The sequence below is a fragment of the Paracerasibacillus soli genome (assembly GCF_042432965.1).
GTDB classification, from domain to species: domain Bacteria; phylum Bacillota; class Bacilli; order Bacillales; family Amphibacillaceae; genus Paracerasibacillus; species Paracerasibacillus soli.
The window spans coordinates 47,572-65,657 of record NZ_JBHLWL010000022.1 but is presented as its reverse complement, the minus strand read 5'-3'; the positions used below and the strand labels follow the sequence as shown (position 1 = coordinate 65,657).

The 18,086-nt window shown below is 37.3% G+C and carries 19 protein-coding genes and 1 riboswitch; of the genes, 2 read left to right on the top strand and 17 right to left on the bottom strand.

Annotation, left to right across the window (positions count from 1 at the left end; genetic code table 11):
• Nucleotides 1-202: 202 nt before the first annotated feature.
• The gene (locus ACFFIS_RS06985; RefSeq protein WP_320379749.1) at nucleotides 203-784 is read right to left on the bottom strand and encodes a DUF420 domain-containing protein; all 582 of its coding nucleotides are present in this window, start codon (nucleotides 782-784) and stop codon (nucleotides 203-205) included.
• Nucleotides 785-1,167: 383 nt separating this feature from the next.
• Here ACFFIS_RS06985 and ACFFIS_RS06980 point away from each other — a divergent pair, with 383 nt between their 5' ends.
• Both ACFFIS_RS06980 and ACFFIS_RS06975 read left to right on the top strand, forming a co-directional pair.
• On the top strand, nucleotides 1,168-1,413 hold the full coding sequence (locus ACFFIS_RS06980) for a hexameric tyrosine-coordinated heme protein (protein ID WP_320378493.1): 246 nt from the start codon (nucleotides 1,168-1,170) through the stop codon (nucleotides 1,411-1,413).
• Between the two features lie 94 nt (nucleotides 1,414-1,507).
• Nucleotides 1,508-1,639, top strand: a complete 132-nt coding sequence (locus tag ACFFIS_RS06975; RefSeq protein WP_320378492.1) for a hypothetical protein — start codon at nucleotides 1,508-1,510, stop codon at nucleotides 1,637-1,639.
• Nucleotides 1,640-1,712: 73 nt separating this feature from the next.
• Here the strand turns inward: ACFFIS_RS06975 and ACFFIS_RS06970 are convergent, their stop codons facing one another.
• The 16 genes from ACFFIS_RS06970 to lacZ form a co-directional block, all read right to left on the bottom strand.
• The gene (locus ACFFIS_RS06970; RefSeq protein WP_320378491.1) at nucleotides 1,713-2,270 is read right to left on the bottom strand and encodes a DUF420 domain-containing protein; all 558 of its coding nucleotides are present in this window, start codon (nucleotides 2,268-2,270) and stop codon (nucleotides 1,713-1,715) included.
• Between the two features lie 108 nt (nucleotides 2,271-2,378).
• The gene (locus tag ACFFIS_RS06965; RefSeq protein ID WP_320378490.1) at nucleotides 2,379-3,095 is read right to left on the bottom strand and encodes an ATP-binding protein; all 717 of its coding nucleotides are present in this window, start codon (nucleotides 3,093-3,095) and stop codon (nucleotides 2,379-2,381) included.
• An 82-nt stretch (nucleotides 3,096-3,177) separates the two neighbouring features.
• A complete protein-coding gene (locus ACFFIS_RS06960) occupies nucleotides 3,178-3,660 on the bottom strand; it encodes an ECF transporter S component (RefSeq protein ID WP_320378489.1) in 483 nt (160 codons plus the stop codon).
• 7 nt (nucleotides 3,661-3,667) lie between these two features.
• Nucleotides 3,668-4,246, bottom strand: coding sequence for a cob(I)yrinic acid a,c-diamide adenosyltransferase (locus tag ACFFIS_RS06955; RefSeq protein WP_320378488.1), 579 nt, complete (start codon nucleotides 4,244-4,246; stop codon nucleotides 3,668-3,670).
• A 93-nt stretch (nucleotides 4,247-4,339) separates the two neighbouring features.
• Nucleotides 4,340-4,780 (bottom strand): bifunctional adenosylcobinamide kinase/adenosylcobinamide-phosphate guanylyltransferase, encoded by a 441-nt coding sequence (locus tag ACFFIS_RS06950; protein ID WP_320378487.1) that lies wholly within the window; start codon nucleotides 4,778-4,780, stop codon nucleotides 4,340-4,342.
• A complete protein-coding gene (locus ACFFIS_RS06945) occupies nucleotides 4,732-5,358 on the bottom strand; it encodes a histidine phosphatase family protein (protein ID WP_320378486.1) in 627 nt (208 codons plus the stop codon). Before ACFFIS_RS06945 ends, ACFFIS_RS06950 begins: the two co-directional genes overlap by 49 nt.
• On the bottom strand, nucleotides 5,316-6,110 hold the full coding sequence (cobS, locus tag ACFFIS_RS06940) for an adenosylcobinamide-GDP ribazoletransferase (protein ID WP_390186754.1): 795 nt from the start codon (nucleotides 6,108-6,110) through the stop codon (nucleotides 5,316-5,318). The genes ACFFIS_RS06945 and cobS overlap by 43 nt, the downstream gene beginning before the upstream one ends.
• Nucleotides 6,107-6,955 carry a cobyric acid synthase gene (locus tag ACFFIS_RS06935; protein ID WP_390186753.1) on the bottom strand — a complete coding sequence of 283 codons (849 nt, stop codon included), beginning with the start codon at nucleotides 6,953-6,955 and terminating at the stop codon, nucleotides 6,107-6,109. Before ACFFIS_RS06935 ends, cobS begins: the two co-directional genes overlap by 4 nt.
• Complete coding sequence (locus ACFFIS_RS06930; protein ID WP_320378482.1) at nucleotides 6,940-7,533, bottom strand: bifunctional adenosylcobinamide kinase/adenosylcobinamide-phosphate guanylyltransferase; 594 nt, start codon at nucleotides 7,531-7,533, stop codon at nucleotides 6,940-6,942. The genes ACFFIS_RS06935 and ACFFIS_RS06930 overlap by 16 nt, the downstream gene beginning before the upstream one ends.
• Nucleotides 7,518-8,591, bottom strand: coding sequence for a threonine-phosphate decarboxylase CobD (gene cobD, locus ACFFIS_RS06925; protein ID WP_390186752.1), 1,074 nt, complete (start codon nucleotides 8,589-8,591; stop codon nucleotides 7,518-7,520). Before cobD ends, ACFFIS_RS06930 begins: the two co-directional genes overlap by 16 nt.
• Nucleotides 8,566-9,528 carry an adenosylcobinamide-phosphate synthase CbiB gene (gene cbiB, locus ACFFIS_RS06920; protein ID WP_390186750.1) on the bottom strand — a complete coding sequence of 321 codons (963 nt, stop codon included), beginning with the start codon at nucleotides 9,526-9,528 and terminating at the stop codon, nucleotides 8,566-8,568. The genes cobD and cbiB overlap by 26 nt, the downstream gene beginning before the upstream one ends.
• 66 nt (nucleotides 9,529-9,594) lie before the next feature.
• The gene (locus ACFFIS_RS06915; protein WP_390186749.1) at nucleotides 9,595-11,067 is read right to left on the bottom strand and encodes an adenosylcobinamide amidohydrolase; all 1,473 of its coding nucleotides are present in this window, start codon (nucleotides 11,065-11,067) and stop codon (nucleotides 9,595-9,597) included.
• Nucleotide 11,068: 1 nt separating this feature from the next.
• Entirely contained in the window at nucleotides 11,069-12,130 is a 1,062-nt protein-coding gene (locus ACFFIS_RS06910) for a FecCD family ABC transporter permease (RefSeq protein WP_390186747.1), read from the bottom strand.
• Nucleotides 12,093-13,091 (bottom strand): ABC transporter substrate-binding protein, encoded by a 999-nt coding sequence (locus tag ACFFIS_RS06905; RefSeq protein ID WP_390186746.1) that lies wholly within the window; start codon nucleotides 13,089-13,091, stop codon nucleotides 12,093-12,095. Before ACFFIS_RS06905 ends, ACFFIS_RS06910 begins: the two co-directional genes overlap by 38 nt.
• 183 nt (nucleotides 13,092-13,274) lie before the next feature.
• Nucleotides 13,275-13,521: riboswitch (cobalamin riboswitch) on the bottom strand.
• A gap of 259 nt (nucleotides 13,522-13,780) precedes the next feature.
• A complete protein-coding gene (locus ACFFIS_RS06900) occupies nucleotides 13,781-14,965 on the bottom strand; it encodes an ROK family transcriptional regulator (protein ID WP_320378477.1) in 1,185 nt (394 codons plus the stop codon).
• 76 nt (nucleotides 14,966-15,041) lie between these two features.
• Nucleotides 15,042-18,071, bottom strand: coding sequence for a beta-galactosidase, LacZ type (gene lacZ, locus ACFFIS_RS06895; protein WP_390186745.1), 3,030 nt, complete (start codon nucleotides 18,069-18,071; stop codon nucleotides 15,042-15,044).
• Nucleotides 18,072-18,086 lie beyond the last annotated feature (15 nt).

Here is an 18,086-nt window from a genome sequence, read left to right as displayed (position 1 = left end):
TTTATACTCTTCCTCAAAAATATTTTTAGCCTATGAAGTTAATATAAATAAAAAACGACGCTGGCGAGATTTGTCCACCAACGTCATTTATTGTACAACCGTATTTGTTAAAAGGAAAAAGCAGAAGTTTGAGGTCACCTCGTTCTTCTGCTTTTTTATAAAATGAATACTATCTTAGCAAAATATTATTTCTCCCTCAATATTAATAATAAGGTGAAATCAACACATACACAAGCACACCAGTTGCGCTAACATAAAGCCAAATTGGCATTGTCCAACGTGCAATCTTTCGATGTTTCGCAACTTGCATATTCAAACCTTTTGTAAGTGTAAATAAGGCTAATGGCAATAATGCTGTAGCCAAGATAATATGTGTAATTAATATAAAATAATAAGTATATTTTAATATACCGTCTCCACCAAAGCTAGTTGAGCCGGCCATAGCGTGATAGAGTAAATAAGATAGTAAAAATAAAACAGTTGCTCCAAATGCAGCAAAAATAAATTGACGATGCGCTTTAATATTTTTCTTTTTAATCATCACAAGCGCACCAATTAATAATAAAAAGGCAATCCCATTGAATATAGCATTTAGCAATGGTAAAACTGTTAGATTCATACCTGCAATCGTACCAGTTGTACTTCTCGGAATGTAGTTCATGCCTAAAATTATAATAACTGCAACAGCAGATAATCCCCAAATGAGTGGTGTATAATTTCTTGGCTTTACTTCTTCTTGTTGCTTCTCTTCCACTGATTGCGTTTCTTCTGCTTGCTGTATCATTTCTTCTGAAGTTACAGTTTCAACATGTTTACTCATTATTAAACCTCTCCCCTTCCTAGTTATATTAGAAAAACAAAGCGGAAAGAGCAATAGAAAACAATGGATTTATAGAGCAAATTATGAATCTGTCATAATTTAGACATAAACGACACAATCATCCTTCCACTTTTCACCAAAATAATTAGCCTGTGTGACGAATTTCCTTATTGGTTACTTCATATCACATAAAATTAAGAACTAGTTAGTTGATCATATGTTTTTAAACACTTGTCCCATTACTTAATTGCTATTAGATCAATAAGAATATATTTCTGTTACGAACGCCCTCGTCTAAAAAGTCATATCATATGAGAGACATTTATTTAGAGAGGAGATGCTTTCTATTGGAGAAATGGATTACAAGTTTAAAAACGGATACACCACAAAAGGGGTTTGAATTAGCTATAAAACTTGCACAAAAAGGAATTGAATATACCCAACCATCTGAAGCGATTAGAAAAAAGCTTAGACCTAAATACTCCAAAAATGCTGATAGCCTTATTCATGCCTCTGAAGTAATCGCCATTCACTTTCAAACTGTGGCAGCTGCGAATGATTATTGGAAAAGAACGGGACTGTACGGTCGTTAAGTTTTTCCAAATCAATTAAATATTGACGGTACTACTTAACTTATGATAGATTTCCTTTCCATTACTCATACTAAAGTGGAAAGGAGGTTTAAACTTGGAAAAAACAACCGATGCTGGAGAAAAAATTGAACATGCCGCAAAAGCTTTAATGAGGCAAGGAGTTCCTCATAAAGCTGCCACCTATGCAGCCTCAATGGGATATTTGCGAAACTTGAAAAAGAAATAAAGCTACAGGGGTCAGACCCCCCATTGCTGGAGTCTGATCCTTAAATAGCTTTAATAAGAAACGCTTGCAGTTATTAATAATAAGGTGAGATCAATACATATACAAGTACACCTGTTGCACTTACGTATAGCCAAATAGGCATCGTCCAGCGCGCGATTTTTCGGTGCTTCTCTACTTGCATATTTAAGCCCCGTGTTAACGTAAATAAAGAAAGTGGCAAAAGAGCTGCCGCAAGAAAAATATGTGTAACTAATACAAAATAATAAATATACTTTAAAACACTATCGCCACCGAAACTAGTTGCTCCAGCCATGGAGTGATAAGTTAAATATGAAATTAGAAATAAGAACGTAGCTCCAAAGGCTGCTAAAATATAATTGCGATGCGCTTTCACATTTCCTTTTTTAATCATGACTAAGGCGGCAACTAATAGGATAAATGCAATCCCATTAAATATTGCATTCAATAACGGTAACACAGTTAAATCTATACCTGCTATCTGGCCTGACGTACTTCTTGGTAAATAGTTCGTTCCAATAATAATAATTACTGCAACAACTGATAGTCCCCAAATAAGCGGAGTAAAATTACGCTGTTTTTTAGACGGTGTATGCTCAACTGTTTTCTTCATTTCAATTCTCCCTCCTCATGTAATATTAGGTAAAGTCCAGCATTCATGCAACAGAATTGTCGTTATCAAGTAAAACTCATCATATCTATCCCACTTCTTGAAATTACATTAAATTGTTGTATACCCATATATCCATTTATTCGCCATTGATATTACTTCTTCATGGAATTCTCGTTTATAAACTACAATAAAACATGTAGATGGCCCCGATGATTTTTTCAAATCTAACGCACTAGAAAAAGAAAGTTGATCATGTCGATTTGGCATAATTCGGCTCATTTCATATGCGATTCCTTTTGAACCGACCGGAACGACACTCAATATGTCATTTTGCTCTGCAAACCAGCGAAAAAGTTGCAACGGCGCCACATCTTTCGATTGCGTCACAACTTCATCCCCTACGAGTGGCTTTCCAATAATAGCCAGATTGCAAGTAAATTGTGTAAAGTCGGGTTCACTCCATCCTAGCTGTCTTTTTCCTAAAAGAGCCATACCTGTTGCAGATTGTATAAGGGAAAAGTTAGACTCCGTACTACCTGTAATCGGAAGCTCCTTTATCCCTGCCTCTGAGACACCTTCCTGAATACCATCTACTAAAGGTTTCCACGATTCATCACCATTAAAATTTTGTAAAACGATTGAAAACGGTATGCCGCCAGCTGCTACACACTCCATATAGGCTACGCGAAATAATAACTTTCCTACAATTTCATACGGAACGGATACCTCATCCATTACTTTTTTTCCAATCGCACCCGAGTTATCACACGCAATTATTAATTCTTCTTTTGGATTAAATGGAACAATTAAAATATCTCTTTTCATGTAAGCCTCCTTCATATACAAAAAAGTGAAGTTGGATTCATACATCCAATTATGATGACTTCTTTTAGAAATTTACTTAAATTTAAGTTCCTTCCATTCGTGAGTGAAAGATAGACGCCACTCGTGGTTCAAGCAACAGTGCAAGAATAGTATTTACAAGCGCTCCTATCAATAACCCCGGTGTGATGGCCAAATAAAATGATAAACTCATCAAAAAAATAAATGGAACAGACGCTAGTAACCCATTCGCAATCACAAAAAATACGCTGGCAAAAATGCGTTGACCCGATTGATAAATGTATCCAAATCTCCAAACAATCAAAGCCATTTCAGCAGCAACTAAAATATGCAACGGCCCCAACGGCATTCCACCTAATAATGCTGAAACTACATGACCCAATCCCGCAACAAGGGCACCTGAACGCTTACTAATTAAAACAGCAGCGAGCAAGGCCGGGAAAGCATCCAATGCAACACTACTAATAACAACGGGAATTTTAATTGCTGAACCAATCGCAGATAGCGCAATAAATAAAGCAAGTAAACTAAGCCGTTTTGAATTCAAAATTCATTTACTCCTTCCGTTTCCCTGTATGAAAAACTTTAGCACTTCGAATATATTCCACATCTTTCACATCTAAGCGGAAATTAACAACCCGCGCAAGCGCAAAAAAGTAATCTGATAATCTATTTAAATATTGGAGCGTCACCACAGGTACGGATGAATCCTGTTTCAATAAACGAACGACCAATCGCTCCGCTCTTCTTGTAATCGTTCTTGCAATGTGGATAGATGCTGCTGGTTTCGACCCTCCTGGTAAAATAAACCGTTCAAGATCTGGTGTCTCTTCCATTAAAATATCAATTCGCTGTTCTAGATAAGAAATGGTTTCTTCAGTTAATTTTTCTTGCCTTCTTTTCGATACACTAGCCAAATCTCCACCACAATCAAATAGCTCATGCTGAATTTTCTCAAGATCTGCTATAACGTCTGTAAACTTCTCAGTTTCTAACTCTGCAATTGCTTGTCCAACGAAACTGTTTAACTCATCAACTGTTCCATAAGCCTCCACACGAATATCATCTTTATCTACTCTTCCACCAATTAAAGCTGTCTGTCCTTTATCACCAGTACGCGTATATATTTTCATTTCAATCATCTCCCTTTTCATAAAGTGAAATTCAATCAATGAGGATTTTCACACTTCCCCTCTGATTATTATGTGAGCCATTTTGCTTTTACACTACTTCAAACGCTTTTGTATTCCATACCAAATTAAATCTACTCGTGAGCTTAAAGCAACAAGATCTTGATAAAACCATCCTGTTATATCACGCCATTTACGCGTTTTTCCATCTATCGGAACAATTCCTTTAGAAATATCAGTACCAATCACAACCAATTTTCGATGTGACTTTCCTTGGGTCCAATTGCACCACTCCTGCATAACATTTCTACCATAAGTGCGATAATCCGTTATGTTCTCGTTGTCTAACCATTGTAAAACCCACTGTTCCACACCTTCTAATATCATAACGTCCTGGTCCATTACCGACAGTTCTTTTGGCAAATCTGCACCTAAATAAGCGGAAATCCATTGAAAATTACTCGTTTCATTTAATCCGTAAAAATCTCTTACCCATTTCGCTTTTCCATTGTAGGCACCACCCGTAACGACATGCACGCTTTCCGCCTCCTTAAACTCTCCTTACCCCATATCAATTCGTAACCATGAGCATATGGAATTTTCCATTCGAAAAATGTATGACCCATTCCAGAATACTTCGTTAACAAATAACGAATCACTCCTCCATGAGTTACAATTGTCGCACCTTTTGCACTGTTGTCCAATATCTCTTCCACAACCTTAGAAAATCCCATTTCAATTCGTCCAGAAAACGACGTAAAAGATTCACCACCATTTGGGACAACGTGAAAGGGGTCATCTAACCATTTTCGGTAATCTTCCAATTCCTTTAGCGCATCATACGTTTTTCCTTCCCATGCACCAAAGTTCATTTCCCTTAACTCTGTTAACGGTTGTATGTACTGGTCAGGAAAGATTATTTTTGCTGTAGCCATACAACGGCTTAAATCACTAGAAAAGAGCAGCTCTTTATAAGGTACTTGCTCCCTAATCGCATATACTGCCTTTTTTCCCTCATCACTTAAAACTGCATCTGTCCAACCAATATATGCTCCTTTTGCATTTTCTCCTGTCATCCCATGACGTAACAAAGTAATAGCCAAACAATCATCCATAGAAAGACTTCCACCCCCTCTGTTGCTGCACCAACGACATCACCTGTAATACCCGTAAACCATTTCACCGCTTTTCTGCGGATAAAGAAAAATAAAATGATTACACTGATTAGCATGATCATTACGATTATCAGTACTTTTTCGTTCCATATTCCAACTGTAATTAACACTGGGACAATATAAAAAAGATAGAAGTATACTGACTTCGGACGACAAGCTTTCTGAAACATGTACCCTAATCCATCCTTTTTTGCTGAAGGTACGAGTACTAATATCATTCCCATCAACGTTCTACTAAAAAAAGGAATGAACAAAATAAATACGAAAGTACTTGGCGATACCTGTGATATCATCTCATAAATAAATATAAATTTAGTTGCAAGCAGTACGATGACGCTTAGCACTCCAAACGCACCTACACGAGGATCCTTCATAATTTCAAGGCGCTTTTCAGGATCACGATATGAAAAAAATGCATCACTAGCATCTATCCAACCGTCAAGATGAATGCCACCTGTCAACACGATAATAAGCAACCATAAGAAAAACGAACTTGCTAAAGGAGAGAGTGGAGTCCACTGTAGTAGTACGTATGCAAACCCTGAGTAGATACATCCAATAAACAAACCAAATAGCGGAAATACGCGAATAGCACGTTCCATATTTTTAGCCGTCATTGGTACTTCCTTATTAATCGGTAGCATACTGAAAAATTGCACAGTCATGACCAATCCATATAGATATGACTTCATTTTTTTACCCATCGATTCATGATATTGATGATTTGTTGCCAATCAAGGTGCTTTTGGATTTTCACGGCTAAATCTTCATAATAATCTTCCTTATTATCAAGTTCCACATTCTTCTCAAACCGATTCATTTCCGAAAGGGAATCCTCCGCCGGAATTTGATGTTCAATATATGGAATCAAGCCAAGTACGGGAATATTTGTATGTTCTTCAATCCAACGAATCCCATCATGAAACAAGGAAGGATCCCCCCGAAACTTATTAATAATAATTCCTTGTACACGTTCCCTCTCTAGTGGTGTTAACAACTCAAGCGTCCCAATAATACTCGCAAACACGCCACCCCGGTCAATATCAGCAACTAATAAAACTGGAACATCGGCAAGGTCAGCTATTTTCATATTTACAAGTTCTCGATCTTTCAAATTTAATTCAACTGGACTACCTGCCCCTTCCATCACAATGACATCAAATTCATTTTGTAGCATTTCCAGTGATTGCTTGATAGCAGCTAATCCTTTTTCATAGAAGACATCTCGATATTTTTTACCACTCATCTGCTCCACTGTTTTCCCAAGAAGTATTACTTCTGACGTTGTCTCTGATTTGGCATTTAAGACAATCGGATTCATCCATACAGTTGGTTCTACTTTCGCTGCTTGTGCTTGAATCGCTTGAGAAAGTGCGATTTTCATATCATCCTTAATAAAATGGATTTTATGAGACATATTTTGTGATTTAAATGGCGCAACAACATAACCTTCATTCACGAATATGCGACAAATTGCCGTTGTTATGATGCTTTTACCTACATTTGATGCTGTGCCAACAATCATGACTCCACGCATAGCTGTTCCCCTTTCATCAGTAAAGGAATTCCCGCTTCCACCAAATACGCTGTATCAGCTTGCTCCACTAACTTTTGATGAAGTTCTCCGAGTAACTTACTATAACATTGCACAAGCGAGCGATCATACACATTTTCGTTTAACACTTCATTGGAGACGATAAGCAATGTATCTACATGACCAAGAATAGCAGCAACACTTTTCATCATCTTATCAATCAGTTCTTTTTGCTTTATCTCATCCATCCATACATCGTCCATTAACCCATCACGGAACATTTCGTTCGTTAGCCATACCGTTAGACAATCAAGTAAAACGATGCTATTTGGTTGAAGCTTATTAGCAACCTTCCATAAGTTAGTTGAGCTTTCTATCGTTCGCCACGGATAGTCACTTCCATCACGATCATGTTGATGCCGTTTCATTCGTTCATGCATTTCCCCATCCGTTACTTTGGAAGTCGCCAAGTAATACAACGCTTTTTTCTCCAGTTTAGCTAAGCTAATCGCATGTCTTTCTGCAAAAGAGCTCTTACCACTTCTCGCTCCGCCTGAAATAAAGATTAATTTTCCTTCCATTCCCGTAATGCCTCCAAAAGAAAATCATTTTCTTTTTGTTTCCGTACCGCAAACCGCATCCATCGCCCTTCTAGTCCTTCATAATTTGCCGTATGCCTTGGGACAATTCCTTTTTTCAATAAAAAACGAAAAAGTGGTAGCTGGTCATTTCGTTCTGGATCCCGGAGTAAATAAAAATTAACCTCGCTATCTGAAATGATGTATCCCATTTTGCTTAATTCACCTGTAACCCGGTTCCGCTCAGTCGTGATATCATTTTTCGTATATGTAACATATTCATGTGCTTTAAGACATTCCTGTCCTGCTAAAAGTGCAAGTGCATTCATGTTCCAATGTGCTTGATATCCTTTTAATTGTTCAATTACTCTTGTATCAGCCAACATATAACCTAATCTTAATCCAGCTATTGCATACATTTTCGTTAATGATCGAATCACCATTAAATGAGGGTGCGTCTCGCAACGTGGCGCAATTGTTACTGGCTTCTCCACAAAGTCATAAAAAGCTTCATCTACAACGAGATAACATTGGTGTTTTTCGCAGGCTTTTATCAGATTTATAAGTTCTGCTTCCGAATACAAGATACCAGTTGGATTATTCGGATTACATAGAAACATCACATCATGTGTTTTTAATAACGGTTCAACCTCCGCTACTGATAACCGCCAATCTCCTTCGGTTAAAGTAAAATTCGTCATTTCACAACCATATGCATGACACATTCTTTCATATTCCGAAAATGTCGGTTGGATTAATAGTACCCGTTTTCCGGCAAAAAATCTCGCTACTAGGGCAATTAACTCAGCACCACCATTGCCAAGTAAAATTGAGCTACTAGGCAGTTGCTCTTTTTCTACAACCATTCCCACCAAGTCTTTCCCATAGGGATCTGGATAATCCGCAATTGCCGCGTGCCATTCAGGCCATTTTTTCCTTATGACAGGAGGCGGACCAAATGGATTAATATTCACACTAAAGTCAATGATTTTTTCTGGTTTCGGTAATTGTAAAAATTGATATATATATTGTGGATTAGATCCATGTAGTGGCCAACTCAATGATCATCCCTCCAATTAACATGAACACGAGAAACAAAAACACTGTTCTGTGCATTATTGTGATGGTCTTCAAAATATGTTTTACCTGTAAATTTGTACTCGGCTCACCAATTAAGGGCGATTGAGATTTTTTACCTTGATAAGTATTTGTCCCACCAAGTTGTACTCCAAGAATGGCTGCTATAGCCGCTTCTCCCCAACCACTGTTCGGACTATGATGTTTGCTAGCATCCCGAAATAGAATAGACAAGGCAGCGCGGAGTGACGACTCCTGTGGTCGCATGACAATCATCATGATTAATCCAGTTAATCTTGCAGGAATCCAGTTTAGAATGTCATCTAATTTTGCTGATGCCCAACCAAAGTTTTCATACTTATCATTGCGGTAACCTACCATCGAATCACACGTATTCACTGCCCGATAAACAAGTGCAAGAGGAGCTCCTCCAAGAAAACTCCAGAAAAGTGGCGCCGTGATTCCGTCACTCGTATTTTCAGCAACCGTTTCTACTGTTCCTCTTATCAGCTCTCTTTCAGATAAATGTTCTGTATCACGGCCAACGATATAAGATAGTTTATTCCTTGCTTCGTGTATATCCTGTTTTTTTAAAGGTTCAACTACTTCTAGCGCTGCTTCACGTAAACTCGTCTGTGCAATAGTCGTAGCGATTAATGTTGCTTCCACGATGATACCAAAGACTGGATGCAACTGGTAACTAACAAATGTGATTACCATGCTTAATACAAAAACCGTACAAATAATAAGCACCACCATGAGTATTCCTTTTTGTTTCCGATAACTTCCCTTATTTAGCTTTCCATCAAAATAGTGAATAAACTTACCAAACCATTTTACAGGATGCGGCCATTGTTTTGGATCTCCTACAATAAAATCTATTATATATGCAAGCAAAATTGCTAAAAAATGATTCATCATGCGCTTCCAATCCCTTTGCCGTCTGAATTTTTTTCTTATACTATCTTCCCGTATCTATTTTTCCATTTATCCCTGATATTTTGCCAACGCTTTACGCAAGCATTGATATACGCCCTTTCCGACAAGTTTGCCTAAAGGAGAAATTGGTCCACCAAAAACAAGTTCAACCCCCTGTTGTGTTGCACCAATTAAAATACTGTCTGTTGACGTCCCAGTTGCTATCGTTCCCGTTACATTATCAGCAATCCCTACTTCTCTTAATACGCTAGCTTTTGCTTCTGTTGCCGTTATAATAGATTGAACATACGCTTCATCTGTTAATTTCCCATTCACAAAAATCCATGTATTTATGGTACCAGGTTGGCTTCGGATGAAATGATTTTCACCGAACGCTGCATCAATGGCGTTACCAACCCCAGCAGTTATCACAATAAATACCGAAAAGTCTTCACCTTCCACCATTTCATACGCAACTTCATTCAAATTAACAGCTGTCATCATACCAACTGTTTCATTCGCGTCTAATCCATGACCTTGTAAATAATCTATCATTTCTTGTTTATAATCATCACATTGATAATCTTTGTTAACATGACGATTAATAAATGATTTGTACCATCCCATACCAGCTCCTGTCACACCAGATGACAATGTTTTTAACGGAATTGGTGATTGCAGGCAAATAAATTCCTTCGTAACGGTTAATTGCTTTTCACTAATCATGCTATTTTTTTCTTTACGATTGTCCACTTCACTAGCGCAAACTTCAGGTAGAAGCATAATTTGTGGCTTTGCTAGTTTAGGATGGGCATACTTTTCTATATCAGTCCGGTAAACTTCCCGGATTGCTTCCACCTTTAATACCGCTTCAGGCACATGACAACTTTTCATTTTCCCTTGATGCATCAGTAGCAACCTATCACAATAAAGACTCGCCAAATTTAAATCATGGAAGATAGAAATAACTGTAAGTCCTTTTTCATATGTCCATCTTCTTAATAAATCAAGTAGTTCTTTTTGATAGGCTAAATCTAGGTGGTTTGTCGGTTCATCTAATAGTAAAATTTCAGGTTGTTGTGCTAAAGCCTGTGCTAGATAAACACGTTGCCGCTCTCCACCAGAAAGTTGATCCAACAAATCATCTCCGTAGGATGCAACACCAGTTTGTTCCATTACATCTTGTACGACTTGCTCATCTTCTTCAGTAAAAATTTGAAAAAGACCCTTTTTATAGGCATATCTACCTAATGAAATCGTTTCTTTAACTGTATAGCTAAACGTTTGCGACGTATGTTGTGGTAATACTGCCATCAACTGTGCAAGTGCTTTTGGTTGATAAGAAGAAATGGGACGATTTTTTAATTGGATATTCCCCGCACTAGTCGGCAAAATACCACTCATCATTTTGACAAGTGTTGTTTTCCCACTACCATTCGGTCCAATAATGCCAAAAAACTCACCCTTATCGACATGAAAGGAAATATCCTTTACAACTGTTTCATGGGCATATCCTCCTGAAACATGTTCTATTTCTATCATATTATCTCCTTCCTTTCAGCCGCTGTTTCATTAAAATAAATGCAAATATTGGTGCACCGATTAACGCAGTAATTACGCCTATTGGCAATTCTGATGGTGCAATAATAATTCGTGAAACAAGATCCGCCATTATTAAAAATGCGGCACCGGCCAACATGGATAATGGTAATAAATGACGATGATCTGGCCCCCAAATTATTCGTATAAAATGTGGAATGACTAAACCGACAAACCCAATCGTTCCAGAAACTGCCACAGCTGCACCGGTCAAAATAGACCCCGCAATTAGAATGATCATTTTTTTACGTTCCACATGAACACCTAAATGTTTTGCCTGTTCCTCTCCAAAGGACATCGCATTTAATTCTGTTGCATGAATGAATAATAAAACTGAACCGATAATAAAAAACGGTAATATAATCCATACATAATCCCAACCGCGCATCGAGACACTGCCAAGCAACCAACCGATAATTTGTCTCAATTCCTCACCGGTTAACGCAATCATAAGCGAAATGAACGCCCCAAGAAACGAGCTGAAAATAACCCCTGTCAAAATAATTGTTTCCACACGCATCGATTGATCAATCCGTTTTGCAAAAAATAAAACTACAAAGATTGTGATAAAGGATGCAACAATACTTACAACTGGCAAAGTAAATATGCCAAGAAAAGGGATAGATAAACTAAAAAAAATCGTCATGACGGCACCAACACTAGCACCCGAGGATACGCCAAGTGTATAAGGATCTGCCAACGGATTACGCAACAAACCTTGAAAGGCTGCTCCCGCAATTGCGAGAGAAGCCCCAATAAGACCAGATAAAATAACACGCGGCATCCGTATATTCATAACGATATTTTCATACATAGGATTCACTTCATTGGACAGCGGTCGTTGAGAAATGTGGGCATAAACAATTTTTAAAATGTCTACAACCGCAACCTTCACAGTCCCAATGGAAATACCTATCAACATAGCACCTATTAAAAGACTAAGTAATAAGAAATAGGCAAATAAATATTTACTCTGCAAAAATGTCTGGATATATCGCTTTTCCAAGTTCCTCTGCTCCTTCAACCAATCGAGGTCCTGGGCGGCTCACTAAATCTTCATTCACATCGATAATTTGTTTGTTTTTAACTGCTGTTACCTCATTCCATCCATTACGTTCCGTTACCTCTGCAACTGGATCTTCTACAAAGCTACCATAGGTTGTAATGATGACATCCGGATTTAATGCAATAATCGCCTCTTCATTCATTTTAGGCCAACCTACCTGGTCCTCTGCGGCATTTTTAGCATTGATTTTTGTAAGTAACTCGTCCATAAATGTATCTTTTCCAGTCGTGTAAATTTCCGGTGATGGAGAAATTTCTACAAAAACGCTTTTCTGATCTTTCTCTTCTATTGTACTAGCCTTTTCTTCAAGTGCTATTAATTTATCCTTCATTTCTGTTATGATATCTAGTGCTTTTTCATGTGTACCAGTTGCCTTACCGATTAGGCCTATCACATCATAAACACCATCAAAATTAGAGGCTGAACTAACGACTAATACCGGAATTCCCGAATCACGTAATTGATCTAACGCTTTTTCATCATTAGACTGATCAGCTAAAACTAACTGTGGTTCCAAGGAAAGTATTTTTTCTACATTCAGCTCTAAACCACCAATTTTCTCCTTTTTAGTTGCTTCTTCCGGATAGTTATCATGATCAGAAACACCAACTATCTCATCACCTAATCCTAAAGCAAATGCAATTTCTGTATTACTTGGAAGTACCGAAACAATTTTTTCTGGCTTTTCTTCTATTGTTAATTTAGCACCAGTTGCATCCGTTACAGTTACAGGAAAAGCTACTTCCGAACTATTTCCAGCATCAGATTGTTCTGTTTGTACATCTTCTTTATTTTTATCCTTATTTTCATCTGATGAACTGGAACATCCAGCTAACACCCCAAATGCTAGTAACATTACCAAAACAAAGAGATTCAGTTTTTTAAATATACTATTTCGCATCCTATTTCCTCCAATATTTGTATGATGTATGAAAATCGAATCATAAAGTAAAAACTTCAATAAAAAAGTCCAAAATAAAACACCTCTAACAAGGTGGTTGAGATGTTATACATACTTCGACTGTTTGCTTTAGGACAAAACTAGCCTACTTTTATTTCTAAACACCTCCCTATCCACGTAGGTAACTGGCGTCAGAACTTGGCAGGTCTCCTGGCTCAGGGGAAATCATGACGAGATACATACACATATATGTATTAAGTATATTCACAATACGAATACAGATTGAATCTGCTAGGAAACTGCACCTTCCCATGTACGTAGACACAGTGGTAACGACAGCTTCTTCCCCAATTACAGTGGCGGGACCGCGTTGGATTTTCACCAAACTTCCCTTTTAAGTATTAAAAACACCAAATTCCGCAACATATTTAATTTTTCTACATTAATTAGTATATCACAATTTACTTAGCACATTTAATTTAAATCAGCTAAGTTATATCACACTTTTTTTAATGTTTCCACCTTAGCTACAGTAAATATCAAACCTTTACCATTTTCTAATGATCTTCTGGCCCATCACGAATAGCATACTTCGAATCTTGTTCATTAAGTTTTAAAAAAGACAAGATAAAGCGAACTAGTATATCCCTATTTTTAAAATCAATCTTCATTTTTGTTAGTATCTTTCTTTACTGTATGCTAAACAATTCTACGAGTAGTAAAGATACTGCACCTAGTAAAGTAGCATGATCCCCTAGTCGTGATACAACTACCTTCGTTTGTTTCGCTTCAGATGTTAAAGCCCATTTTTCAATCGTCTCTTGTACGGCTGGTAATAAAAATTGTTGGGCCTTAGAAACCCCACCACCTATTACAATTACTTCTGGATTCATAATATGAATTAAGTTGGTTAAACCGATACCAAGATACGTACCAGTTTCTTTTAATACTTGAACCATATTTTGATTTCCATTAACCGCCATCCTATATATTTTTTCTCCTGTTAAATTAACAGTAGGACTTATTTCGTCATCATTTTCTTGTTTTAACTTTTCATTGGCGCGTTTTACAATTGCAGGACCTGAGGCAAATGTTTGCAAACAACCACGATTGCCACACTCACATATTGTTCCATTTAAATCAATTGTCATATGACCAATCTCACCTGCTAAATCTTGCGCACCATGATAAAGTTTGCCATCTACAACAGCACCCGCTCCCACACCACTCCCAAGATTAATAGCTACCATGCTGTTTATCTTTCCATGCTTACCAAACCAAGATTCTCCTAGCGCCATCGCTCTTGCGTCATTTTCTACTTTGACATCAAATCCGAATTCTTTTTCCAATTCATCCTTTATCGGTACATTTGTTAAATGCAAATTAGGTGCGAATAGCGATGTTCCTGTTTCAACATCGACGACACCGTGCATAGCAACACCGATTCCTACTATTTTCTCTTGATTATCTACAAAATCAACTACAGATTGAATACAGTTCTTTAAAATCGCCAAAAATTGGTCATTAGTTAACTGACTACTAAGCTTTTTAGATGTTTGAAACAAAACCTTTCCAGACAAATTAGTAAGAACACAGTCAACATCCGCCGGCCCTACGTCAGCACCAATGATAAGAAATGCCTCATCATTAATGTGAAGCATTGTCGGCTTTCTACCTCCCTTTGATTCACCCAAATTACTTTCCATTATTATTTCTTGTTCGAGTAATTCCTTGACGATGCTACTAACCGTAGGTGGTGTAAGCTTTGTTTGCTTTGCAATTTCAGCTCTAGAAATTGGTTCATTCGTCCTAATCTTATTTAAAACCAGCGATTTATTTACAGATTTCATTAATTGAAAAGTACCACGTTGCATAATTTTCCTCCAAAAACATATTTTAAAATAACATATGTAATGCCCTGCAAATAAACCTTACAGGGCATCAACCATATCAAACTGGTGCGATCATAAATTCAAATTGAAGTGTTTCTTCAGCACGAATTTGATATTCTTCATGAACTGCGGCTCCCCAACTATCATCCCCACCAACACCTGATTGTTTTCCTGCAACAGTTACGACCGTATGATGAATAGGAGGTAATTCATAATGATGATAAGCATTTTCTAATTCAAATGCAGTATATGGAGAAACGTTACACTCCAGGGCTTCACCTACAGCTGAAATACGAATACCATCACCTTTCTGATTCGTAATATCTACACGACGAACCCCAGTCCGATTACCTGATTCTTGTGGAATGACGTAGGTCGATACATTATCCATAACAGTATTTTTAAATTGACATAACCTTGCCCCAAAAGCACGATCACTGTAATTTTCCTCCGGTCCTTTTGCATACCATTCCAGCTGGTTGTAATCAGCAGATATTTTAAACGTCAGCGCATAAATTGGAAGATTTGGTAATCCCTTCACACCTTGATAAATAGACTTAACTTTAATTTTACCATTATGATAAACTGTATAACAAACCTTAACTGAAACATCTGGATGGATAGATATTGCATGCTCAAAACTAATCGTAACATATGTTTTTTCTTTTTCTATCGACATGGCAACACATTTTTGGCCTAAACTAGCTGCGTACCACAAACTATGATCAAACGCATAACGATTCCCACGATCATTATCTGTAAGCGCACGCCAAAATAGTGGTTTAGGAGCCTGATTTATCATTTCGGTCCCATTATAATTTAATGAAATTAAAGTTCCTTCCTCGCGAGAAAACAATGCATGAAAGTTTTCACCTTGAACGCCAATATTATAATCTCCTTTCACAAGGGTAACTTCATTACCACCATCGCTCAGCGTATGCCGTTCTCCTATTTTAAAGACATATTCTCCAAAAGCTACTTCAAATCTAGCATCCGCCCACATTGTTTTTTCTTTTAGTAAAAAGGACGTCTGTATGACGTATTCACCTTGGAAATCTATATCTTGCGGAAAATCCAACTCTATCAATTGTTCACTTCCTGGCACTACGTTCACTAGCTTTTCCGAGGAAAAAACTTCCTCCCCTTCATAAAGTAAGCAATATTTAAGTATCAAATCACTCGTATCTGTAAACAAACGCTGGTTTATGATTTTCACACCATTACGATTCGGCTCTAATTTAATGTCTTGGTACAAGAAACGAATTTCCTGTGTTTTTGGAGAAAGTTTCCGATTCGCTTCGATAATGCCGTTCACACAAAAATTATAATCTGTTGGCCTATCCCCATAATCTCCCCCAAATGCAAGATATTCTTTTCCATATCTATCTTTTTTTATTAATCCTTGATCAATAAAGTCCCAAATAAAACCACCCTGGTACATGGGGTATTTATCTGCAAGATCCGTATACTTCTTCATCCCTCCGACAGAGTTACCCATCGCATGCATATATTCACAAAGTATAATTGGCTTATGAGGTTGACTCTTCAAATATTCTTCGACTTCATGGGCTTTTGCGTACATTTGACTTTCCATATCGCTCGTATCTGGATAAGCTCTATCGTTAAATATTCCCTCATAATGTACTAAACGGCTTGGATCTACTTTTCTAAAATAATTTGACACATTATAAAGTACCTCACCACCAAATGACTCATTTCCACAAGACCAAATAAGTATAGATGGATGGTTTTTATCCCGTTCATACATAGAAATTGCGCGATCCATCACAATATCTTGCCACTCCAATTTATTACCGGGAATCGCTCCATCATGGTCCAAATAACCACTTTTTTCCCAAGTTCCATGTGTTTCCAAATTCATTTCATCTATGACATACAAACCATACTTATCACAAAGCTCATACCAACGAGAATCATTAGGATAATGTGATGTTCTGACAGCATTTATATTTAACCGTTTCATCGTCTTAATATCCCAAATCATATCTTCTTCGGTTACTACCCTACCATGATAACAATTAAATTCATGTCGATTGACACCTTTAAATACGATACGTTGACCATTTAAGTACATTCGTTTATTTTTTAATTCAAAATGTCTAAATCCTACATGTTGCGGTACAACTTCAACCAGTTCCCCTGATGGATCATATAACTGAATATAAGCTTGATATAAATATGGAGACTCAGCACTCCATAAATTTGGATGATTCACGCTTACAGTTAACGTCTCCTCGGAACTTGCTAAGTTCTTTTCCATCACATCAATAACCTTGTTTTCTGCATCTTCTAAAATTAACTTTGCCTTAGAACCGACTGGAACAGTTGATAAATGAATGTCTACATGCAATTTCGCACAACTAAATGAATCATTTAAATGCGTTTTCACATGAATGTCTTCTACGTGTAGAACAGGTTTTGTATATACATACACATCCCTAAAAATTCCCGAAAAGCGCCAAAAGTCTTGGTCTTCTAGCCAGCTACCCGTACTACGTTGATAAACTTCTACCGCTAATTTATTTTCTCCTGAATGAATAAATGGGGTTAAATCAAAGTCAGCAGGCGTAAAACTATCCTCGCTATACCCTACAAACTGGCCATTTAACCAAACAAAAAATGCTGTTTCTACCCCCTGAAAGGAAATAAATAAAGGCTGATCTACCATTCTATCTGGAATAGTAAAATATTTAACATAACTTCCAACTGGATTATGCGCCTCGGATACCTCAGGTGGAACTAGCTCCTCATGACCATCCCAAGGATACATTTTATTTACATAATGGGGGTTCCCATAGCCTTGTAACTGAATATGACCAGGAACTTGAATCGTTTGCCAGCCAGAGCAATCGTATTCCATATGTTGAAATCCTTCTACCCTACTACTTGGATTGACGGCATAACTAAACTGCCATGTCCCATTTAAACTTTCACGAAACTTCATTGTTTCTCCACGTCTTGCTTCAACCATTGATTGATAATATTTATGATCTGAATGGGCCTTAAGCCGATTAACTGCAAATGTATTTAAATCTGATAGCCAATCTAAACTTGGTTTTGACATCATATCCACTCCTATATA